Annotated in this window: 23 protein-coding genes; 6 read left to right on the forward strand and 17 right to left on the reverse strand. The window is 33.4% G+C overall.

The annotated features are described in order from the left end of the window. Position 1 precedes the first annotated feature (1 nt). Positions 2-1,033, forward strand: coding sequence for an ACR3 family arsenite efflux transporter (gene arsB / locus RTX21_RS08395; protein ID WP_116035077.1), 1,032 nt, complete (start codon positions 2-4; stop codon positions 1,031-1,033). A 688-nt stretch (positions 1,034-1,721) separates the two neighbouring features. Here the strand turns inward: arsB and RTX21_RS08400 are convergent. The 8 genes from RTX21_RS08400 to RTX21_RS08435 all read right to left on the reverse strand — a co-directional run bounded on the left by RTX21_RS08400 (position 1,722) and on the right by RTX21_RS08435 (position 6,778). Further along, positions 1,722-2,528 carry a PRTRC system ThiF family protein gene (locus RTX21_RS08400; protein WP_066439516.1) on the reverse strand — a complete coding sequence of 269 codons (807 nt, stop codon included), beginning with the start codon at positions 2,526-2,528 and terminating at the stop codon, positions 1,722-1,724. A 2-nt stretch (positions 2,529-2,530) separates the two neighbouring features. Beyond that, on the reverse strand, positions 2,531-3,277 hold the full coding sequence (locus RTX21_RS08405) for a PRTRC system protein B (RefSeq protein ID WP_312766809.1): 747 nt from the start codon (positions 3,275-3,277) through the stop codon (positions 2,531-2,533). 43 nt (positions 3,278-3,320) lie between these two features. Continuing rightward, a complete protein-coding gene (locus RTX21_RS08410; RefSeq protein ID WP_312766810.1) occupies positions 3,321-4,496 on the reverse strand; it encodes a hypothetical protein in 1,176 nt (391 codons plus the stop codon). Between the two features lie 105 nt (positions 4,497-4,601). Continuing rightward, positions 4,602-4,820, reverse strand: a complete 219-nt coding sequence (locus RTX21_RS08415; protein ID WP_066439490.1) for a PRTRC system protein C — start codon at positions 4,818-4,820, stop codon at positions 4,602-4,604. A gap of 17 nt (positions 4,821-4,837) precedes the next feature. Next, complete coding sequence (locus RTX21_RS08420; protein ID WP_066439488.1) at positions 4,838-5,380, reverse strand: PRTRC system protein E; 543 nt, start codon at positions 5,378-5,380, stop codon at positions 4,838-4,840. 51 nt (positions 5,381-5,431) lie between these two features. Next, positions 5,432-5,869: a hypothetical protein gene (locus RTX21_RS08425; protein ID WP_312766814.1), complete on the reverse strand. Its 438-nt coding sequence runs from the start codon at positions 5,867-5,869 to the stop codon at positions 5,432-5,434. Continuing rightward, positions 5,870-6,358, reverse strand: coding sequence for a hypothetical protein (locus RTX21_RS08430; protein ID WP_066439485.1), 489 nt, complete (start codon positions 6,356-6,358; stop codon positions 5,870-5,872). A 24-nt stretch (positions 6,359-6,382) separates the two neighbouring features. After that, positions 6,383-6,778: a single-stranded DNA-binding protein gene (locus RTX21_RS08435; protein ID WP_066439484.1), complete on the reverse strand. Its 396-nt coding sequence runs from the start codon at positions 6,776-6,778 to the stop codon at positions 6,383-6,385. A 783-nt stretch (positions 6,779-7,561) separates the two neighbouring features. Here RTX21_RS08435 and RTX21_RS08440 point away from each other — a divergent pair. Together RTX21_RS08440 and RTX21_RS08445 are read left to right on the forward strand one after the other, a co-directional pair. Continuing rightward, the gene (locus RTX21_RS08440; RefSeq protein WP_034975984.1) at positions 7,562-8,482 is read left to right on the forward strand and encodes a DUF1837 domain-containing protein; all 921 of its coding nucleotides are present in this window, start codon (positions 7,562-7,564) and stop codon (positions 8,480-8,482) included. Positions 8,483-8,484: 2 nt separating this feature from the next. After that, positions 8,485-10,587 (forward strand): DEAD/DEAH box helicase, encoded by a 2,103-nt coding sequence (locus tag RTX21_RS08445; protein WP_312766815.1) that lies wholly within the window; start codon positions 8,485-8,487, stop codon positions 10,585-10,587. A gap of 1 nt (position 10,588) precedes the next feature. Here RTX21_RS08445 and RTX21_RS08450 read toward each other — a convergent pair whose 3' ends face one another. The 9 genes from RTX21_RS08450 to RTX21_RS08490 form a co-directional block, all read right to left on the reverse strand. Next, the gene (locus tag RTX21_RS08450) at positions 10,589-11,446 is read right to left on the reverse strand and encodes a toprim domain-containing protein (protein WP_312766816.1); all 858 of its coding nucleotides are present in this window, start codon (positions 11,444-11,446) and stop codon (positions 10,589-10,591) included. Positions 11,447-11,875: 429 nt separating this feature from the next. Then, positions 11,876-13,006, reverse strand: coding sequence for a hypothetical protein (locus RTX21_RS08455; RefSeq protein WP_066439476.1), 1,131 nt, complete (start codon positions 13,004-13,006; stop codon positions 11,876-11,878). Between the two features lie 85 nt (positions 13,007-13,091). Continuing rightward, the gene (locus tag RTX21_RS08460) at positions 13,092-13,292 is read right to left on the reverse strand and encodes a hypothetical protein (protein ID WP_066439474.1); all 201 of its coding nucleotides are present in this window, start codon (positions 13,290-13,292) and stop codon (positions 13,092-13,094) included. A gap of 48 nt (positions 13,293-13,340) precedes the next feature. Further along, positions 13,341-14,018 carry a hypothetical protein gene (locus tag RTX21_RS08465; RefSeq protein ID WP_312766818.1) on the reverse strand — a complete coding sequence of 226 codons (678 nt, stop codon included), beginning with the start codon at positions 14,016-14,018 and terminating at the stop codon, positions 13,341-13,343. Positions 14,019-14,095: 77 nt separating this feature from the next. Then, positions 14,096-14,347 carry a DUF3853 family protein gene (locus tag RTX21_RS08470; RefSeq protein WP_066439472.1) on the reverse strand — a complete coding sequence of 84 codons (252 nt, stop codon included), beginning with the start codon at positions 14,345-14,347 and terminating at the stop codon, positions 14,096-14,098. 6 nt (positions 14,348-14,353) lie between these two features. Beyond that, positions 14,354-14,896, reverse strand: a complete 543-nt coding sequence (locus tag RTX21_RS08475) for a hypothetical protein (protein ID WP_066439471.1) — start codon at positions 14,894-14,896, stop codon at positions 14,354-14,356. 16 nt (positions 14,897-14,912) lie between these two features. Beyond that, a complete protein-coding gene (locus RTX21_RS08480) occupies positions 14,913-15,176 on the reverse strand; it encodes a helix-turn-helix domain-containing protein (RefSeq protein ID WP_066439470.1) in 264 nt (87 codons plus the stop codon). A 599-nt stretch (positions 15,177-15,775) separates the two neighbouring features. Further along, positions 15,776-16,621, reverse strand: a complete 846-nt coding sequence (locus RTX21_RS08485) for an RteC domain-containing protein (RefSeq protein ID WP_066439468.1) — start codon at positions 16,619-16,621, stop codon at positions 15,776-15,778. A gap of 51 nt (positions 16,622-16,672) precedes the next feature. Continuing rightward, positions 16,673-18,331, reverse strand: a complete 1,659-nt coding sequence (locus tag RTX21_RS08490; protein ID WP_312766822.1) for a hypothetical protein — start codon at positions 18,329-18,331, stop codon at positions 16,673-16,675. Positions 18,332-18,637: 306 nt separating this feature from the next. Here RTX21_RS08490 and RTX21_RS08495 point away from each other — a divergent pair, with 306 nt between their 5' ends. Genes RTX21_RS08495 through RTX21_RS08505 form a run of 3 tightly spaced genes read left to right on the forward strand, consistent with a single transcriptional unit; the run spans position 18,638 to position 20,614 of the window. Next, positions 18,638-18,886 carry a hypothetical protein gene (locus tag RTX21_RS08495; RefSeq protein ID WP_066439464.1) on the forward strand — a complete coding sequence of 83 codons (249 nt, stop codon included), beginning with the start codon at positions 18,638-18,640 and terminating at the stop codon, positions 18,884-18,886. 37 nt (positions 18,887-18,923) lie between these two features. Beyond that, positions 18,924-19,088 carry a hypothetical protein gene (locus RTX21_RS08500; RefSeq protein ID WP_168638738.1) on the forward strand — a complete coding sequence of 55 codons (165 nt, stop codon included), beginning with the start codon at positions 18,924-18,926 and terminating at the stop codon, positions 19,086-19,088. 11 nt (positions 19,089-19,099) lie between these two features. Further along, positions 19,100-20,614 carry a MauE/DoxX family redox-associated membrane protein gene (locus RTX21_RS08505; RefSeq protein WP_312766823.1) on the forward strand — a complete coding sequence of 505 codons (1,515 nt, stop codon included), beginning with the start codon at positions 19,100-19,102 and terminating at the stop codon, positions 20,612-20,614.

Consider the following 20,614-nt stretch of genomic DNA (forward strand, 5'->3'; position numbering starts at 1 on the left):
GATGCAACCAAAACTAAAATTCCTCGACCGCTTTCTTACCCTATGGATTTTTTTAGCAATGCTTTTGGGCGTTGGGTTAGGATATTTCTTTCCTGATATTTCTACTGTCACAAATTCTTTGTCTGTTGGCACGACTAATATTCCCTTAGCAATAGGCTTGATTTTGATGATGTATCCACCTTTGGCAAAAGTGGATTATACTCTATTACCAATGGCTTTTAAAGACAAAAAAGTAATGTCGGTATCATTACTACTAAATTGGATTATCAGCCCTATTTTAATGTTTGTATTAGCTATCATTTTTCTACGGGATGAGCCAGACTATATGATTGGTCTAATTTTGATCGGTCTAGCAAGATGTATTGCAATGGTAATTGTATGGAACGATTTAGCAAAAGGTAATCGGGAGTACGCAGCTCTGCTGATCGCATTAAACAGTATTTTCCAATTGGTGTTTTATAGTTTTTATGTTTGGCTTTTCATAAATGTACTACCACAAAAACTAGGCTTAGGAAATTTTAACATTGCGGTACCAATGAAAGATGTTGCCGAGAGTGTATTCATTTATTTAGGAATTCCATTTATTGCAGGATTTTTGAGCCGTTACTTCCTGATTAAATTTAAAGGAAAAGAATGGTTCAATAGAAAATTCATTCCGGCTATTTCACCTGTAACATTGTACGCTTTGCTGTTTACTATAGTATTGATGTTCAGTTTGAAGGGAGATAAGATTTTAGAGTTACCAATGGACGTTGTTAAAGTAGCCATCCCGTTAGTTATTTACTTTGTTCTCACATTCTTCATCAGTTTTTTCATTAGTAAGGCCTTGAAAGTGCCTTATGACAAAAATGCATCTATCGCATTTACGGCAACAGGAAACAATTTTGAATTATCTATTGCTGTTTCTATAGCAGTTTTTGGCATCCATTCTTCACAAGCATTTGTAGGTGTAATCGGACCATTGGTGGAAGTCCCGGTATTAATTTTATTGGTTAGGGTTAGTATATGGTTAAAAAGAAAATATTATTCTTAAACAAAATATTAGCTGAAACATTAAAAAACAAGTTCCGCAGTTTTTTCCCCTTTTTGCAAAAAAGGCAAGATCGTCTTTGGATATAAAACTTGGAAAGTTTGTATATACAAAGACACATCTTGCTCAAAAAGGCCGACTATTTTTCAGAGTTCTGAAAAGTGATTTATAGTGTTGATAATCAGTGAGTTTTATTTTTCTATTTTTTTATTGGAAAATTATAGAAGTGGAGTCTTTAAGTATGAAAGAAAAATAGTAACTGCTTGTAAAGTGAGAATTCACCTATTGTATTGTAAATCAAATTGTAATGATTTTGACCTGTACTTATTTTACGCAGGTGACCTGTGCCTAATTTACGCAGGTAAGGGATTCCAGCTATATTCGTATTACGCAGGTCCGATGAATAATATTGTCTTTTTTTTATGCAGAAGACCTGTATCTGATTTACGCAGGTATGAGCTCCAGCTGTATTTATTTTACGCAGGTTTGATGATTGACATTGTCCTATTTTATGCAAATGACCTGTATCTGATTTACGCAGGTATGAAACTCCAACCTTTTTTCAAAAACAAACCAAAGCCAAAGTCTGGAATTGTTTTAGAAATAGGGTTGTTCCGATCTCCGCAAAAATGCGTTTCCGACCATAGAGAGGAATTGCATTTTTGCCGCCCGATTTGCATCAGGCGGTTTTTTATATTTTTATGGGTTGTGAATGGAAATTTTTCAGATTAAGGAAAAAGCCTCTGTTTTCAGTCAGTCCGTTGCGAAACAAGTTCCACAATAGAGAACATCCCATTTGTGCTAATGTCGAATTAATAAACAAATCCTGTTTTTCCAAAGCTTCCGCTAAACTGCAACTTGGTGTATCGTCTTCGGTTTCAGACTGCAAAAGCAGTTCTCCAAATTCTTCCGTCACATAAGGAAGGTGCGACACTGTTTGATATTTTTCAGAATTAGGTTGTTTTATATTCTCAACTGTAGAAAGCAAAACCTGTCCAGAATATCGATTGTTTCCAAAATCCATCCAGTATTTAGTCTGGTTTCTGTATAATCTCCTACCCTCTTTCAATTCATTCAAAATATCAGCAATTTCAAATCGTGATTTGACATTATCAACACACGACATATAAATTTCGGACTGCATATTGTCTTGAATTCTTCCTAAAGAATCTCTTTCAAACTTTCTGACTTCGGCTTTCCAATTCGTTCCCGACCATCGGTTTGCCCGATTTATCAGTGAAACTGCCTTTGGTCGTCCTACTTCACATTCTGCAAAACGTTGTCTGCCTTGATTCGCTTCGGTGACAATATCATCATCCCACAACCGTACCTGTAATCCTGCGTGTCCCAATTCAATCAATGAATGGTTCATTTCCATCAAGGCGGTCAATACTTTTGAACCTGTACCTCCCGCACCTATGAGGTTTACCATTATAGGATAGGTAGGATTTAAAAGGTTATCATCGGTAAAATGGACTTTTGGTTTTTCAGATTGTATCATTAGAGTAGATTTTTTAAAGTTAGATTTGAATTGATTAGAATATCTGTAGGAAAAACTTCTTTACTTTGAATTAAATTTTTCCAAAGATTTACACAATTGACTTTTGTCGGATTATGGTTGTTGACCAAATGGCTGAAATAAGAATTGAAAAAATAGTCTTCCCATTTATTCGTAAACTCTTCCAATGATGTAGAACTTTTGATTTTCACATCGACTGTACCCATACAAACACTACCACTTTCGTAAACATTAAAGAAAGGTGCGTGGAAAAGTGGTGTTTCCTCACTTGGGCGTTGGTTTGTCTCCAATGCGAATATTTTCATTCCCTGCTTATTAGCACACCATACTAAAGGTGGCAGATATGCTAATCCGTTTGGAATCGAAAGTTTATCAGTAAATAATAAATGTCGTTCCTGTGCTTTTGTGTACCAGACCACTTTTCCATTTTCCGATGTATCTATAAAAAGTATAGATTCAGAAATAACACCACTCGGTCTTAGAAAATCTTTGTCTTTTTTATTTTGGATATTCAGCATTTTCGATAAACGCTGTGCTTCCCTTACGGTCAAAGGATGGGCATTGATGGGATTTCCATTGCGGTCAATATCAAAATGTTCAACATAACCATCGGGATTATAATCTTCTGTCTCATAAAAGACCAGTGCTGATTTAGGATGGTAGAGTGTTCCAAAATTATTGGTAATGTCAATTTCTTCATTTTCAATTGTATTGGCTGTATTTCTCATAGCTTGTTTTTATAATTTGAATATCTATTTGTGGGTTCACTTATTAGTTAAGCAATCGACAAAATTCGTTCAAGACCTTAAATAGCTGATTTTCAAAATCAAGGTTTTTATCTGTTATATCACTTCCGTTAAATGTTTTAAAAATTATTGGCTCCTGTGTTTCAGCATATTCGTTGAACTCGTTGTTAACACAGCTCATAAGATTATCATAAATCAATCCGTCGCTCTCGGCAAAAAAGGAAATGTATTTATCCATTGCAACAACAGTTTCCTCATTATAAGGGTCATCTTCGTCCATATCTTGGGGTTTGATTGCATTATTATAGTGAGCATTTCTGAAAATGCTTTCATTGGGATAATCACAATAAAGCTTAAAGGCTTTTTCTGCCAATTGAAGGCATTCTCTATCAAAGTTATCCTTCGGTCTAAAACTTTTCAGACGTTGCTCAAAAAAAAGAAGATTCTTAGGGTTGGAAATTTTTTGTCCCATTATATCTCCTATGATTTCCGCCCGTTGAAGTTCTTTTTTGCTGTTGTGACTATCCTCTATTTCTTCGTCCTGTTCAAGCCAATCGTTGAGCATTTCGTAATTATAATAGAGATAAGTATCTTCCAGCCTGTAATATGGGACATCTGCATTTCTATTCAGATAAGTGCATACTGATAAAAGTAGGGAGGCTGACTTTCTGTATGCCTTATTGTGCAACAATTGATAAAGCGGTACAACAGGAATATAAAACAAAGTTGCCCCTGTATTGCATCTTTCTTCTATTGCAAAGTAGGTTTCACTCCCCTTTTCTATTAGCCGTAGACTCTGCCAATTTTCAGTCTTGGTTTTCAACTGCTTTTCAATATCTCTCAAAGCAAGGCTGATATTGTATGGATAATTAAAATGCTTTGTCGGCATCGGGATTATATCATAATGCTTTACTAATAGAGAAAGGGACTTATAAAAATCCCTTTCTGTTTTAGCAGACCTGCGTTTACTCTGTTTTGCTATAATTTCACTCTCCTTTAATCTCGGCATAAAGCAGATTCTCAGAAAAGCATTGGAAGTTGAGAGATCGGAACGGATTTCCGTTGGTCTTTCTGTATTTCCGAGCTGTCTTTCATCTGCTTTATCCACTCTGCATATTCTCTCAACTGTCGGTACAGTTGCCTTGTTTTTTTTTCTTCGGGTGGTTGAATTGTTCCCGATATTGTTTTTCGTTGCATTCATTTTTTGTTAATGGTTGTTGGTTGATATTTAATAACCTTTAAGCAAAAGCTTTTGGCGGACGGCTTTTAACATTTCATTTTTCGATAAGCTAAAAGCCGTTACCTTTTATCCTTTTGTTCCCATCACACTTTCAAATTGGTATTCAACTGCATCATCTTTGATTTTCGGTGCTGAAATTTTTGAAGTGGTCAGAATCGGGTATGTATTGGCGTAAAAATTCATTACGGCTTCTACGCTCCATTTTGGTTCAGGGTCAGGTAAACGTATTTCCTGTACGTTATCTTTGAGTATAAAAACTCGGTCTAATAGGGTTGCAAGTAACATAATCTTTGATTTTTAGGTTAAATTTCGGTTGATTGAGATTGATTTTCAGTGAAAAGACTTGGGGCAAAATGTCTTTCGTATTCATCCTGCTTTTTGCAAATTTTCTCAGCATATTCGGGAAATTCAGAACCTTTCGGAAGTGCAGACCACGCCTCTTTATATTTGCCCTCCTTTTCGAGCTCTTCAGCTTTCTGTAAGGCTTCGCCGTACTTTTTATCTTTGGCTTCCTTTTCTTTTTTCTCCTTATCAGATTTCTCTTTCTCCATTGCCGATTTTTTCTTGGCTTCTTCGACCTGTTTCATAAAACTTTCCATATCTACCATTAAACCCGATGCGGTTTGTAATGGAGTGGAAATATTCTCAAAAAATCCATTGTCCAAATCTTCCGCTGTCCCCCTCAAATTAAGGGGCGGAATCGTTTTCCTTGCCTCGTCTGCGCATTGCTCATTGTTGAGCAATACGGAAAGAACGAAACTATTTTCTGTTGATTGTCGGAGTGTGATTTGTAAATCGCCTTTAAGATTGAGTTTGGCTATCTGTCTGAAAAAATTGGTTTGCATAATACTTTGATTTTAGATTTTGAATTATAAGTTTTAGATTTAGACCTTGAATTATTTTGTCAATTCCCATAATGAAAATTCTTTAGTCCAAAATTCTTCCCCTGTATGTTTCCCAAAAGCATTATAAATGGCGTTTCCATTCTTGAATACCTGCATTTGATAACAGTTCAGATTATTCTCGGATTGAAAGAGCTTTTTTAATTCATCAGTTTCCAATTCAATGAAAACGCTGTCTTTTTCAGAAAGCCATTCTTCTATTTCAGGATGTGTCTCCTCCGAAAATCTGAAAAATTCGACATTAGTGTCAGCATAATTCAGCCATTTTAAATCATAGTCATTTTCCAAAGGTTTTACGGATTTGAGCCTTTTCTTTTGGGTTTCTTTCCATTCTCCCGTAATGTGGATAATGGCAAAATCGCCATTATCCCATTCGCTGTTGGTCATTGTTTTTATCAGTAAATATTCTGTTTGTTGAAGTGATGTTTTCATTTATGCAATTTTTCGTTTGTTATTATTTATTTTCCTTTTTAATAGGATTCTCATAATCTCATCTTTGTACTCATAACTTGTACCCTCAAATTCATAACAATCTGTGTCTACATTGTAGATGCAGTCTTGAAAGTCACATTGATTGAGAAAATAATCCTGTAAGATTTCGTTTTCGTAAATGGTCTTGCCGTAAACCATACAGCCAGATTCTTCATAATCCAATACAAATCCGACATTGTAATGATTTGCAATCATCCATAATGCTTCAATATTTGGAGACCATCTTGTCTCATAATGGAAGGAACATTCATCAGTCTCATTACGATAAATTTCAAAGAAGTAACCGTTTTTGCTCTCAATAAAATCGGGTAACTGCCCGATATTTCCTTTACTTTCCTTTTCAATCATTTCTTGAAACAAATCCAAAACTTTGTTCAAACTGTCCTTATCTCCATAGAATGTTACTTTATTGTTGCACCAATTTGCCATAATATTTGATTTAAGGTTTAAAGATTAAAATGGTAAATCATCTTCTGTATCTTCCGCAAAACCATTAGATTTTTGTGGTTGTGAAACTGTTTGTTCATCTGTGTCAGACTTTTTTCCACCTCCGTGTAATTTGATGTTTGAAGTATGGAAATTCAACCCCGATTTTATTTCTCCATCTTTTCCAATCCACGCACTCGCACTTGCTCTGCCTGTAAGCTCTACTAATGTTCCCTTCGTTAAAATCTTAGCTACGTTGGCACTTAGCCAATAGGAGCAGTTATAGTAAGTGGTCTGTTCTCTTACTTCGCCTTGTTTGGTTTTAAATCTGTCATTGATGACTACTGAAAAATTTACGACCTGTTTGTCATTTTTTAAAGTGTTGATTTCTGCGTTTTTTGTAATTCTGCCTACGATGTTCATAATGTTAATTTTTGATTGTTAATAATTATTTTCGAGTTTGTTAAAATTTTCGATTTGATTGATTTGGTTTCGAGGACACTCGTTTTTTTTCTTTCTCTGCTTATATCTAATTGGAAAAGCAGAATTATTTGTTGTTTAATTTTGTTGTTTTTTCCGATGATGTCAAAGACCGTCTGCGATTTAATTGATTCGTATAACTGAGGTTCCGTCTTTTTCTTTGCCGATGATCATAGGAAAGTATCAGGCATATAAAACCACAATCCTCCAAAGCATTGGAGGATTGTGGCTCGAAATATTTTTGTCCGCAGGATTCAGGAGTGTCTGAAAAAATTATTGGAACTTGTGGAGAGAATTTTTATAGAAACCCAAAAATATTTTTTTAGGTGAATGATGCTGTCCTACATTTGCAATAGTAAAAAGCCAAACATCAGTTAGAAGTGATTAAATAGACGGTTTTAACGCCGGTAAAATCAAAATAAAACATTCGATAATTAGTTTGTCTAATGATTTGAATTGCAATATTCGTTTAATTTTGGGTTAATAATTCCTGAATAAAAATACTTTTTGATAATTTTTATGGAGTTTATTGTTATTTTACGGATTTCCTTAATTTTCTCTCACTTGCTTTGATTATATTTGTCAAAATCACAAATAGACAGCTAGATTTATGAATATTCAAATACTTACCATCATAATAAAAATCAATGTTGATTTTTAAATTGACTAGTTTTTTGCCTTTGATATATTTCTATGAGCTATAAATCATAATAAAATACACTATGAATGAAATTTGAAATTCTACTAAATGAAATTTTTGATGACGTCAAATTAGACGACACTTTAAAAATCACCAACAACAAATCAGTTCTTGGAATAATTAACGATTTTGAAAACGGCGAATGGAGATATGATAAATTTCAAAAATTCATATGGAACAACATAAAGGAAACTGCATTAAGTCATAGTGAAAGGAAAGCACTTTTGGATGATGGAGAAGGCTCTATTTTAACAGAATCTGCAAAAAAATTACGTTTAATTGAGTCTGTTGATGCAATTGGAAGAGGTAGTGAGATTGCAGAAATTGTACTTTACGGAATAATGAAAAATCACTATTCTGCATTGCCAATTGTCCCTAAAATTTTTTACAAGCAAAATCTAAAAGATGAAGCTAAAGGTTCAGATAGCGTTCATATTGTTGTAGAGTCAGAAGATTCTTTTTCATTATGGTTTGGGGAATCAAAATTTTATAACAGTATAGAAAATGCAAGGTTAGATACAATTGTTGCTTCTGTAAAAGACTCTATAAGTCTAGATAAAATCAAAAAAGAGAATAGCATAATAACGAATTTAAGTGATATCAATGATTTTGATGAAATTTCTGAAGATTTGAGAATTAAAATAAAAGCTAGTCTTTCACAAGAGGAATCAATTGACAACATAAAGCCAATATTGAACATTCCAATATTATTGTTATATGAATGCGAACAAACAAAACTTGGAACAAGTTTGACCGCAGAATATAAACAAGGTATTATTGATTATCACAAAGACAGAGCAACTCAATATTTTAAGAAACAAATTCAGAAATGTGCTGACGTACATTTATATGAAAAAATTAATTTTCACATAATTTTATTTCCAATTGCAGACAAGGAAAAAGTCGTAGATAAATTTATTCAAATCGCTAAAGCTTATAGAGATTAGTTATGCAAGAACAAGTTTTTGACAGATGCCATATAATTAATGGACTTTTAATCGATAACCAAGAAAATGAAGCAAGACAAGAGCTCATTAAATTGTTAGATTATCACAATACTAATCAATTAGCTTACAATCCATTAGTTAACCATTTAATAAGAGAAACAGGTCTTTTTCCATACTTAGAGTTAGAAACCTCTAATTGGGAAGAAAGATTTATCTATAATGCCTTTAAAGTTGATGTCGGCGAAGAAAATCCCTTAACTCTACATAGAGAACAATCTTTTTTACTTAAAAAGCTTTTGGAAGGAAAAAATATTGCTGTAAGTGCACCAACAAGTTTCGGTAAAAGCTTTGTAATTGATGCGTATATTAAAATTAAAAAACCAAATAATGTTTTAATAATAGTTCCAACATTAGCACTAACAGATGAAACTAGAAGACGATTATATAAAAAATTCGCTCACGAGTATAAAATCATAACAACCTCCGATGTTGAATTGTCAGATAAAAACATATTCATATTTCCACAGGAAAGAGCTATGAATTACATTAACATCGTGGAGTCATTTGACATTATGATAGTTGATGAATTCTATAAAGCCAGTAGTAAATTTGATAAAGAAAGGTCGCCAAGTTTAATTAGAGCGATGATTAAACTTGGAGCAAAATCAAATCAAAAGTATTATTTAGCTCCAAATATCACGTCATTAGAAAACAATCCATTTACAGACGATATGGAATTTATAAGGCTTGATTTTAATACCGTTTTTCTAGAGAAACACGAACTATATAATCAAATCAAGAATAATGATGAAAAAAGCGAAGTACTCTTAGAAATCCTAGCTAAAAATAAAGGAAAATCTCTGATTTATGCTGGTACATATTCCAATATAGATAGCCTAACTATTTTATTTCTTGCGACATATGAGCCAGTTAAAAATGAACTTCTTGAAATGTTTGCAAATTGGCTTTCTAAGAATTATGATTTCAATTGGAGCTTAACAAAGTTAGTTAGTCGCGAAATTGGCGTTCACAATGGCCGACTACATCGTTCTTTAAGTCAAATCCAAGTAAAACTATTTGAAGAAGGAGAGGGAATACGAAATTTAATTTCAACATCTTCAATCATAGAAGGCGTTAATACATCTGCTGAAAACGTGATAATTTGGAGAAATAGAAAAGGAAGTGCAAAATTGGACGATTTCACTTATAAAAATATTATTGGAAGAGGTGGCAGAATGTTTAAGCACTTTATAGGTAAGATTTACATTTTAGAACAACCACCAGAAGAAGGCTTAACTCAATTAAGCATTCCCTTTCCAGATGAAATACTAGGAGATTTAGAAGAATCAAAATATGATGGATTATTAACTAAAGAGCAAGTTGCAAAATTAAAATTCTATAATGATGAAATGGCTGAGCTTGTTGGAGCTAAAGTTTATGAAGAACTAAAATCAGAATCCATTTTTCAATCGAGTAACTCTGATTTGATAAAGGCCATAGCAATTGATTTGACTAAAAATCCTGACGAATGGAATGGCTTATATTACTTGAATGAATTTAAGCCTGAAAATTGGGATAGACTTCTTTATAAAGTGATAAAGTTACAACCAGGAAACTGGGATTGTAGCTATAAAACCTTTGTCGAATTTATAAAAATAATGGCTTACAATTGGACTAAATCTATTCCCGAACTGCTAAAAGAACTTGAAGATTATGATGTTGGGATTGATACTTTTTTTCTACTAGAAAGAAATGTCACATATAAATTTTCAGCACTTTTAAATGATTTAAATACGTTACAAAAACGAATTTTAAAAAATAAGCAATATGATATTTCTAAATTCATAAAGTGGTGTTCAAACGCATTTCTACCTAAAGTTGTATTCCAACTTGAAGAATATGGTTTGCCTAGAATGATTTCAAAAAAAATTCACGAATCTAAAGTTATTGACTTCTATGATAGTGATTTAACCATACATAAAGTAGTTGAAAAATTTAACGAAATAGGAAAAAAAATGACTATTGAAACAACAAGTAATTTGGACGAATTTGATAAATATATTTTGAATTATTTCTTTGACGGAATAAAAATAATGAACGCCTAAATTAAAATTTATTTTCCGTAGTATTCATACAAAACCATTCATTCAAATCTATAAAATCCTTGTACACCAAAGAACAATCTTCTACATTTTTATACTTTTTTTGAATAGTTTCTTTAGTTGCATTTCCATTTGGGTCATTGTCCAAGAAAAGTGAAATTCTATCATATTCTTTCAACGATTCTTCAACTTTAAAAAGCATTGCTGTAGAATTGAGAATCAAACAATCTGAAATTGAACTTTCTGCACTTTCCAAATTTTTAAAAGTCAGATAATCAAAAAAACCTTCAAAAACTACAATGTCATTGGAAGTATTCAAATTATTTTTTTTCAAAGTGAAATCTTTTTTGCCCAAACATATCTTTGAATATTTACTTCGGATTTCAACTCCTCCTGAATTATTAAAAAAGCCAATTCCGAAATATTTCTTACCATTCAACATATACTCAATTTCTTTTACCAAATCTTTTTGTTCACAAACTTTTCGGGATTTTAAATATTGGATTAAAGCGGGGTGCTGAATTTCGTTTACTTTTACGATTTGATAATTTTTGCTTTGGACAGCTTCTTCAATCTGAGTATTACTTTGAACTGAGAAGTCAAATTTTTCAAGATACTTCAAAGCATCAGAAACTGAACATCGATTCATTTGCTGAACGATTGAAATCACATCATAACTTTTCCCGGTTCCAAAATCAAATGCTTTATTTTTCACAAAATCAACAGACAAACTCGGGATTTTTTCCTCCCTGTCAAGCGCAAAGTAAAATGCAGTTTTCCGATTTTCTTTTGCAGGAAAAAGGCTGAACGATTCCAAAACTGTTCTTATACTCAATTTTTCTTTTACTTCTTCGCAATTCATTTTTTTTCTTTTTAAAGCAAATTTTTTATCCACATTTTCGTTTTTAATAAAAAAAAGACTTTTTAATTACTTTTAATATACTTTTAATGAGGCATTGCATCCTCTTATGGCAAAGGTTTTGAGCCGTTTTTTCGGTGAGCGCAATTCCGAATTCTGGTGAGCGCAATTCCGAAAGTAGAGTGACCGCAATTCCGAAAAAACAACAGTTTTCGGGTGAGTGCAATTCCGAATGCAACCTTCTATTTTCATTCATTTTTAATACTGCACTCGTAGTTATCCACATTTTTTTATGGTTATCCATATTTCTAGTGGGTTTTGAATTTCGGAGTGAGCGCAATTCCGAAATCTCAATCAAAAATTTCGTGATTTTAACATTTTCTTAACCTCAGTGACCGCAATTCCGATTTCCGGGTGAGCGCAATTCCGAAATCAAATAATTATCGGGTAACCATTTGGTAATAATTCTCCCATTTTTGTACGCCGATAAATTTGTATGAGATGTTCCTGAATTTCATTCAGAAATAATTTTCCTTGAAATTCCGTAGATTTAATTTCTTTCAATCGAGCCGTTCGGATAAATTCTTTGAATGCTTTTTCTATCAATACTCTGGTTTGTGGAACGTTTCTGTATTGATGGGAAAACTGGAGCATTTCATTTTCGTGCAGACCATATCTTTTTTTGATGTAACTTAATCTTTGGGCAATTTTTTCACTATGGTCAAGATACGCTTCGCTTGATTCCAGTTGTTCTCTTGTGTTTTGAGATAAATTGCTGTTCAAAATAGTTTTGGTTAAATAAGGAATAATAAAAATTGAATCTCCTCTGTACTTGTAATTGAAGGAAAGCGTATTAAATCTATTCAAACTGATTCTTGCAAGTTTTAAAAATTTGAAGCAAAAATCCTTGGAAGTTTTATACTTCAATCCAAATTTCTTGTTTAGTGTTGAGAGTTTTAAAACAGCTCCGTTGTCAGGCAGTTTTGCAAGCCAGATAGCGAAAATAATATGCTTATTGTTCCTGATATTGTACACCAAATTGTACAAAACGTAATTGTATTCCGGAATAACCATCAGTTTTTTAAGCCAATAACTACTGATTAGAAACGTGGTGTAACCTCTTTGGTCATAACTAGGTATAGAAATTAGTCCACCAAAAGTTTTGATTTCCTTGCCTTTGGAATTAGTGGATTTATACCAGCTCATTTTGAACTTCGTAAGAAATTCATAAGCATCTACTACCTGCTTTGTAGATCCGCTTGGCGAAATTTTATTGTTCCTGATTTTTATGGAAGCGAAAATATTGTTCTCGGTTTCAAACTCTTCATCGAATAAGGAAAGTTGTTTAGGTCGGTCTTCCGGACGAAATTGCTCATTACTGATGGTAGAGACAATATTAAATATCACCCTAAGCGCATTGATGGGAATATCCGCAGCCTCGTGACCTTCGAAAATGAAATCGTCCACGAAATGGTTTCCCAAACGAATTCTCTCAGGATTTACTTCATTACTATTTTCAAAATTCTTGCGGATCAACCGTAAATCCTTTTCCGGTACAGCCATAATAATGCTTCAATTTGTTTTAAAATTTCAATCTTTATTTTCCTTCCTTATATTCTAAATTGATTAATCGATTTGTAATTTTATATCAACTTGATTTTCTCGCTTTCGAGCGTTTTAGTACCGTTCGCAATACTGTAATATTTGTAAAGATTAATTCCTTCACCTTGAAAGACCCTTTTCTCGGCTTTACCGAATTTGGGATCTTCACTTTTTGAATTCCTTTGTATTCGGCAAGCATTCCGTTGATGGTTACTTTTTGGCCGGGTTTTAAATCTGATATTTTCATTATTCTTATTTTTTTAGTATGTTTTTATCCTAAACATTTGCTTAGGTTTCAAAGGTTGCCGTTTTGGGATTTTGGACGTTTTATATCCGGAATGGATTGAAGTGAAAGTTGATGGCTTTCCGTTTGACTTTTCATAAAAGGTAACGTACTTTTCAATGAAGATTTCCAATTGGTAATGGGTCTATCAGAACTATTTTTCCAGCCATTCTTTTTCCAATTCTCATATTTCGATTGTATTTCAGTATCTAACTCAGGCTCGTAAATTTTTAATGTTTCCGCATACGTCATAAATACTTCCAAAGACGGAATATTTTCATGGTTCCCTTCTTGAGTTGTTGGTTGTGGTTGTAAGGATTGTATCGATTGCGATAAATGGCTTTCAATTTTCTGATCATTGGTGTTGTCAGAAAGATTTTGAACGGGACGATCTGTAAGTAATGAAACTCCGGATTCTACTGTTTTTTGAATAGATTCCTCCTTTCCAATTTCTTCTTTACTTACCATTTCAGGGCTAGAAATTTGTGAAGGATAATCTCCTATTAACCTGTATTTACACGCCAGTCCGCTCGTTGTTTGGTATTGAATTAATCCTAATTTCCGGAGTTTTTCTTTAGTGGATTTTACCGTTTTTCGAGTGACTCCTAATTCTATACTTATTACAACATCAGAAATTTGAAAATCACAAGAGTGATTGTCAGAACCAATTTTCAGTAGGTATAAGTACATTGAAATTCCCGTTGTTCCAATTGATGTTCTTTGGTTAAAATCCCAAAACCGCTGAATTAATTCAAGGTAATGCATATTTATTTTTGTGCAAAAAGCGTTAATGCCTTTTCTTTATCAATGATGATAATGTTTCCGTTTTGAATGATGGCATCATCTAACAGTCCTGAAGATTTTATTTCCGAGGCTTTCGAAATAGAACATCCCAACATTTTTGCCAGACCTTTCAATCCAAATTCATATTTTTTTTCAGAATTAATATTTTTGGAAACCTCTAAAAATTCTTCAACAGTTAGTCGCCATATCGGAGTTTTGGGATCTATATTCTTCATTTGTTCTTAATTTATAGCGTTTTTCAATGCAGAAATCCAATTCCTTGCAGCAGCTCGCCAGCATTTCATTGGTTTCTCATTACTCAATTTCCAGTTTTTAGATCGATAAAAAGAGAAAAAACGATCTGCTTCTGCAGATGGGAAATCCCGTTCAGTAAAATATAATTCAACTTCATTAAACACCGGAACTAAAAACCGAATATCATCTTGTGGTAAGAAATTTTGATTGTGAGATATTTTTTTTTCGCCTACTTTTTCACTGTCAAAATCAATGATCTCAATCAAGCTTCCTTTGTACGAGTTGTAACTTGGCGAATACCGTATAAATCCAGCACGATAAAGTTCTCTTATACACTTATGGTAGGTAGCGATTGACCTGATCTTACTTAAATTCATCACATCTTCACGGCTAATCCGAAAAGGATTCTGAAACCGGTTCAAACTCCAGAACTGGAAAAGTGAAACATACATACTGATATGAGAGGGATACAATCGATCATCTTCAATAACACGCTCAAAAAAAACGATGATATTTCTATTATTCTTCATAATTCCGTATTAAAAATTAATGTTTAACATCCGAGAGTAATTTTTGGATGTCTTTATAATTGTAATACAGGGAGCCCCCTATCTTGCTGTACGATAATGTTCCGTTGATCCTCAGATTTTGTAAGGTTCCTGAAGATATGTTAAGAAGCTTCTTGACCTCAGAACTCCGAAGCCATAATTTTTGCTCTGTCGTCTTACCCTTGAGTAATATTTCAATGCCTTCCAATAGTTCAATTTTGAATTGCTGAAGGTCTTCTTTGGTGATAATAGATATTGCCATTTGTCAATTATTTTGTTCGACAAAATTTCAAAATCACGCTTAATATCTTTCGGTAGTTTCTCGGTACTACCGAAAGATTCTCTTGTACATCCTTTGAGTACAGAGTTTTAGATCAATGGTTACTGGTGATTAAACTGATTTTTTTTGAAATTGGAAAAAAAACCTCCAATGCATTGAGATAAGCAACACTTTTATTGGATTATCTTTCAATATTTATATAAATTTTTTATTTCTTCCCATTATGACTATAGTTTCCCGACATTTCTAAGAGTTATCTTGATCGAATTCAAATTAGCTTGAAATACTTTTACCGATCGTCTAAGTAGAAATCTCGCTGATAATGGTGTATATAAAGTTGCTCTATGAATAAATCACACAGGAGATCTTTCGGTAGCTTATCGATACTACCGAAAGATTTACAATTACAATTCCTATGAAATAGTATTTCATAGGTCATTGCTACAATTATAAACTACAGGGACTCTGAATTAACAGTTCATCGACGTTAAGGCAGCTTAAAGTGTTATCAATTTTAATTGGTGAAAATAGAATATGGTCTTATTTGAAATTGGAGAATTTTGTGTAGAAACTAATTCTTCTTATAGGTCTAAGTCATCCAGATACTGATTAAAATTTTGCTGAAGCAATGACAAAAATTTTGTTCTATCCGTTTTTCTTAACCGGATTTCGCTGAGTGTTTTATGATAATTCCCTAAACCAATATTTAATGAATTTTCTGCCCAACGGAAAATTTCCGCCAGATCTGAATGGCCTCCATTAAAACACTTTGTTTGATGTAGTGCATACAACAACTCAATAAGAGCAACTTTCGGAGCCGTCCATTCCAGATTCTTAATATGTGCGATAGAGTTTTCTTTACTGTCTTTTGAATCAATTTTATTTGTTAAATATTGTTCTAAAAGATCATTTGCCATAATTTGAGACACAATATGGTCGTGGGAGGTGGAAAATTCTTCATCATAACTGTACAGTTCCGGACTGAGCTTTAGCTTAAAATCAAATTTGAACCGAACGAAATATTTTTTGTCCAGGTACGTCGATTTACGACGGTAATAACTGATAAATTCCCTTTGCTCATTATAGAAATATAAAAGATTGGATCTCTCGTTTTCATAATACGATCTTAACGCCTGCGAATCAGCATAGGGTTTTGAGGCTTCTACAGCTAACACTTTGGAGTAGTAAATATAAACTGCTACGAACTGCGGTTTGGTATTTTTAAAGAAATATATTTCGTTACTCCAGTCCGGAAATTGATATTGGCGCAATAGGTCCTTCAATTGTCTTATAGAAGCGTCTGTTTCCATCAGAATCTCTTCTGCGCGAATAACAATATCATTCTCACTTCTGTTGATCTGATCTACTGCTGTTGTAAGATCTTTCCAAAGCTGATCCACTTTTTTTTTAAAATTTTGTCCGTTCATACGTTTTTCAATTTTTTGTTAACGTAAAAATCGGGCTAAAAAATAAAAAAGTCAGGTCTTCTTTAATTCTTCCTGTCTCATTCTGATAAAATCTCTAGGCCTGATACTGTTGATCTCGAGAAAGTGTGCTGAGAAGATCTGCCTGTTCGCCATCCCGCATATTTTGGCGAGTGTTTCAATTTTATAACTAAGATATATAGTTTCCTCTACAAGTAAATTGGTGATATATCTTATCCTTAAAGCTTTAAGGTATGTTGGAAATGTTACATAAAAGTGTACATTGAGTACATACGATAAATGGGTGCGGTTGCTTCCTATCATTTTGGCAACAATGTCAAGTGTTAAATTCTGCTGAAGAAATTGTTTTTCGTCTTCAAAAATCTTTAGATTTGTTTTGATGTCCTCGATAATTTCCGAACTGTATAACTCTAAAATGTTTTCATCCGATGAAGCGGGTGCTATGACGTCGAAACTAATGGTATCTTTTGAGGTATTTAATTTTTCCAGCACTTCCTGATACCTGGCATTCAATTCCTTTTCTCTTTTCCTGAACCTCCAAATTAAAAAAAACAAGATTACCAGTCCTGCACCAATGGAGGAATATAAAATAACTTGATGACCTCTGATCATCTGCTTCTTCTCTTCTAATAAATTCTCCTTATCATACTCGCTATAAATTTTGTCCGTGAGCATCACAAAGTCAGCATTAATAATGGAGTCAGCCTTTAACAACTGATCCCCGAAATACATCTTCCGTTCAGAATCCCCATTTTTTTTAGCATCATCGATCAGATACAAATAACTTGATCTGATCTCAGGGGTAATAAACCAAAATTTATTGACCAGCGAATCAACTTTATTAAAATAATTTAACGATTCAGCTCTATTTCCCTTTGATCTATATAGTTTCCCTATATAAAAATAGACGCTCGTCAATGATGCATAATCCTGATTGCTGCTCAGAATATCTTGAGACACTTTAAAATGCTTCAAAGCTTCATCTGCTTTTCCCTTTCTAAGTAACTGCGCTCCCTTTCCTTTCTGGAAGTACCCAAACTCAATGACAAGCTCGCTGTTGTTATGAAGTCTTTCCAGCCCAATGTTAATGAGGGAGTCTTCCTTATGATATAATTTTAGATTTTTATAACACGTGCTTAAGCGATAAATACTGTTAAAATATCCTGATTCATTATTGTACCTGATGTTCCGATCTAAACTGTCTTTGGCATTTTTTTCAAAAAAATCAGCCGCCTCTTCAAAATGTAAAGCTGCATATTTATAGTATCCTAAATAGCTTTTGATCATTCCCAAATGATAGATGATCTTATTCTTAAGGTAACCATCTTTTGAATTTTTTGAATATTTGAACGCTATCAGATATTCTTCTAAAGCTTTTTTATATTGTCTTAGATTATAGTAATAAATAATTCCTTTTCCTGCGTAGGCTCTTGCGATCTGATCCTGGTCATTTGATTTTAAAGCGGTGACAATGGCACTGTCAGCGTAGGATAATTTTCTGCTGGTTTCTTTGCTGTAATAGATGGCTTCTTCGTAACCTCGGATAAGTTTTTTATGGTTATGGTCATTTTTTGCTTTGTCAATGTACATTTTGACAAAAACCATTGCTCTTTCGTCATTCTCTGAGTAGGAATCGACCAATCGGGAAATCTCCTTGTAAGATTGTTGTTGTATCTCTTTACCTTGTGTCATAAACACAAAAAAAGTGAACAATAGTGCTAAAATTCTATTACAATAATACATTATGATAAGATATATTCAAATTTAATAAAAAAGACACAATTAAACGCCTGTTCAAACTCTACACTAAGTTCAATTAACTGATTACCAATAACATATAAATCAATTTTGTTGGTAGAATTGATCAATAGTGACATTTAATGTATCAATTGATGCAACAATAGTTTTTTTTAGTTCCCTAACCCTTCTAATTTCGACATCAGAATTCTAATCACTATCAACAACCGGCCGGGATAACTTTTAAAACCATTACTAAAAATGAAAAAGTATATCTCACTTTTAAGTCTGACAGCTGCATTCTTTATGCAGTCTTGTGAAAGATCTGAGTCTGATTTAAATACAACAGAACAGAAACAACAAAATATGAAAGTTCAAAGCAATAAAGAATCTGCAAGGATTCAAAATGGCATTGCAGAAGAAAAAGGTTCTGACAATATGGATACAGGTGATGATGATGAACCGAAAAAAGATAAGCAGCACTGGAGGATGGCGCAGGACACAATCTGATAAGGATGATTTCTGCTTAACTGATACAGTTTCAAAAATGGAAAATCACAAAGTAACCTTAACCACCGGAAAGAAATGTACCGAAAGTGGAGAATGGGAGATTGAAGGGATGATAAGCACTGTAGTTTACATTTCAAAAGGCGAAGTAATGCCCACTTACTGTGGGAAAAATGTCAAATGGATTTTAGTCAGAAAAGGATAAATATTAAGATTATGAAAACCATCAAAACAAGATTTGTAGAATTCGTGAGCTATTTTTTTATACTGCTCTTCTGCTATGCAAGTATCAGTAAAATGATGGATTTTGAGAATTTTCAGATCCAAATTGCACAATCTCCCCTATTGAGTGCATTTTCAAATGTTATCTCTTACGGAGTTCTAGTCACTGAACTTGCAATATGTATTTTATTGATCTTTGAGAGATCCAGAAAAATCGGATTATACAGTTCTTTTGTTCTGATGGTTTCATTCACTGTATATATCTACTTGATACTGAACTATAGCGAGTTTATTCCTTGCTCTTGTGGTGGAATCTTAGAGAAAATGGATTGGAAAACCCATCTGATCTTTAATATTGCCACTGTTATCATAGCTGCTTTTGCAATTATTTTATATTCAGATTCTAAACGACAGGAGATTTTTAAATCTGTGAGTCTGCTGATTGTCTTATCAGTAGTAAGTTGTTCAGCAATCATTATGATGTATAGACAATCAGAATTTATGATCAAAAAGGAAAATAATTTTACACGAAGGTTTTTACAGCATGCGATAACAGAAGAAAAACGTTCCAATCTTCAGATCAACTCCTATTACTTTGCGGGCATTTCAAAAGATTCAGTATATCTTGGGAACTACACCGCTCCATTTCTACTGACATCAACTGATTTGAATTTTAAAGCAACGAACGAAAACAGGGTACTACCGGATCGTTACGACTTTGATTTTAAAAGAGTACAGCTGAAAGTGAATGCCCAGAATTATTATCTGTATGATGGAAGTGTACCTGTAATCTATCAGGGAATCTTGGGAAATCATCAAGCAAAGACCTTGAGCTTAGGACAGTCGTACTTTAGCCAATTGGTGAATATCAGTAAAGATGCCTTTGCAATCAGCACTTATTTCAAAGATTCAGAAAAGCAGACTTTAGGATTGTTGAATCCTTTGCAGAAAAATCCTCTGAATCTGAAATTGGGAATTCTTGGAAAAACCACTGACGGAATCTTTGATACTGATGGACAACTACATTTTGACCCCCTCACTCAGACTGCTGTCTATGTACACTATTACAAAAACCAACTCTTGATAATGGATGACCATCTTACCGTCAAAGCGAAGTATAAAACCATTGATACGATAAGCATTCCGCAGATTGAGGTTTCTGAACTTTCGGACGGAAAAAAGAAGATGAGCAAACCCCCATTGAAAGTCAATAAAAAAGCATTTGCATATGCAGGTCTGCTGTTTATAGAATCAAATCTCATCGGAAAATTTGAAGACAGGGACCGATGGAAAAATTCTTTTATTATTGATGTTTATTCAACTGTAAAACAAGGATATATCGGAAGTTTTTATCTACCAAATCCCAAAAAGGAAAAAAAGGTACAGTTTCATATTACAGATCAGCATCTTTATGTATTAACAGGAAATGAAATCATTAAATATCGTTTTGCGCAGAACATCACTCAGCATTTCATTGCAGGGGAAGCCGAAAACCTGAACCAAGAGTAG

The sequence above is a fragment of the Epilithonimonas sp. genome (assembly GCF_032054305.1).
GTDB lineage: Bacteria > Bacteroidota > Bacteroidia > Flavobacteriales > Weeksellaceae > Epilithonimonas.

Excerpts from the sequence above, each read along its gene's own strand:
- RTX21_RS08435 (WP_066439484.1), bottom strand. The coding sequence starts at position 6,778 with ATGAACATCGTAGGCAGAATTACAAAAAACGCAGAAATCAACACTTTA.
- RTX21_RS08465 (WP_312766818.1), bottom strand. The coding sequence starts at position 14,018 with ATGTACTTATACCTACTGAAAATTGGTTCTGACAATCACTCTTGTGAT.
- RTX21_RS08460 (WP_066439474.1), bottom strand. The coding sequence starts at position 13,292 with ATGAAAATATCAGATTTAAAACCCGGCCAAAAAGTAACCATCAACGGA.
- RTX21_RS08440 (WP_034975984.1), top strand. The coding sequence starts at position 7,562 with ATGAAATTTGAAATTCTACTAAATGAAATTTTTGATGACGTCAAATTA.
- RTX21_RS08455 (WP_066439476.1), bottom strand. The coding sequence starts at position 13,006 with ATGGCTGTACCGGAAAAGGATTTACGGTTGATCCGCAAGAATTTTGAA.
- RTX21_RS08405 (WP_312766809.1), bottom strand. The coding sequence starts at position 3,277 with ATGAGAAATACAGCCAATACAATTGAAAATGAAGAAATTGACATTACC.
- RTX21_RS08415 (WP_066439490.1), bottom strand. The coding sequence starts at position 4,820 with ATGTTACTTGCAACCCTATTAGACCGAGTTTTTATACTCAAAGATAAC.
- RTX21_RS08500 (WP_168638738.1), top strand. The coding sequence starts at position 18,924 with ATGGAAAATCACAAAGTAACCTTAACCACCGGAAAGAAATGTACCGAA.
- RTX21_RS08420 (WP_066439488.1), bottom strand. The coding sequence starts at position 5,380 with ATGCAAACCAATTTTTTCAGACAGATAGCCAAACTCAATCTTAAAGGC.
- RTX21_RS08445 (WP_312766815.1), top strand. The coding sequence starts at position 8,485 with ATGCAAGAACAAGTTTTTGACAGATGCCATATAATTAATGGACTTTTA.
- RTX21_RS08450 (WP_312766816.1), bottom strand. The coding sequence starts at position 11,446 with ATGAATTGCGAAGAAGTAAAAGAAAAATTGAGTATAAGAACAGTTTTG.
- RTX21_RS08425 (WP_312766814.1), bottom strand. The coding sequence starts at position 5,869 with ATGAAAACATCACTTCAACAAACAGAATATTTACTGATAAAAACAATG.
- arsB (WP_116035077.1), top strand. The coding sequence starts at position 2 with ATGCAACCAAAACTAAAATTCCTCGACCGCTTTCTTACCCTATGGATT.
- RTX21_RS08505 (WP_312766823.1), top strand. The coding sequence starts at position 19,100 with ATGAAAACCATCAAAACAAGATTTGTAGAATTCGTGAGCTATTTTTTT.
- RTX21_RS08430 (WP_066439485.1), bottom strand. The coding sequence starts at position 6,358 with ATGGCAAATTGGTGCAACAATAAAGTAACATTCTATGGAGATAAGGAC.
- RTX21_RS08480 (WP_066439470.1), bottom strand. The coding sequence starts at position 15,176 with ATGGCAATATCTATTATCACCAAAGAAGACCTTCAGCAATTCAAAATT.
- RTX21_RS08475 (WP_066439471.1), bottom strand. The coding sequence starts at position 14,896 with ATGAAGAATAATAGAAATATCATCGTTTTTTTTGAGCGTGTTATTGAA.
- RTX21_RS08485 (WP_066439468.1), bottom strand. The coding sequence starts at position 16,621 with ATGAACGGACAAAATTTTAAAAAAAAAGTGGATCAGCTTTGGAAAGAT.
- RTX21_RS08495 (WP_066439464.1), top strand. The coding sequence starts at position 18,638 with ATGAAAAAGTATATCTCACTTTTAAGTCTGACAGCTGCATTCTTTATG.
- RTX21_RS08490 (WP_312766822.1), bottom strand. The coding sequence starts at position 18,331 with ATGACACAAGGTAAAGAGATACAACAACAATCTTACAAGGAGATTTCC.
- RTX21_RS08410 (WP_312766810.1), bottom strand. The coding sequence starts at position 4,496 with ATGAATGCAACGAAAAACAATATCGGGAACAATTCAACCACCCGAAGA.
- RTX21_RS08470 (WP_066439472.1), bottom strand. The coding sequence starts at position 14,347 with ATGAAGAATATAGATCCCAAAACTCCGATATGGCGACTAACTGTTGAA.